At 64.7% G+C, this 207-nt stretch carries 1 protein-coding gene; it reads left to right on the top strand.

Annotated features, from left to right (window positions below):
- Nucleotides 1–207, top strand: a 207-nt coding sequence (locus HMPREF2726_RS14230; RefSeq protein WP_168163288.1) for a hypothetical protein, incomplete at both ends; no start/stop codon positions are given.

Genomic DNA, 207 nt, shown 5'->3' with positions numbered 1-207 from the left:
TCCCCGAAGCACCCGACGGCTGGCTGGTACTCAGTATGGAACACAGCGGCAGCCGCGATACCGCCTACACCCATACCTTTACCGCCATACCCGCCCAACTCGCCTTCCGTCCCGAACGCACCACCCCGCGCCCCCATATCGCCGGCACACTGCCCGCACGGGTAACCGCAGCAGAGAACTGCACCTACGCCTACATCGACGACATGG

Source organism: Neisseria sp. HMSC074B07 (assembly GCF_001810355.1).
GTDB lineage: Bacteria > Pseudomonadota > Gammaproteobacteria > Burkholderiales > Neisseriaceae > Neisseria.
Note: the sequence above shows the minus strand (reverse complement) of the source record. Positions and strands in the feature narration are given on the sequence as shown.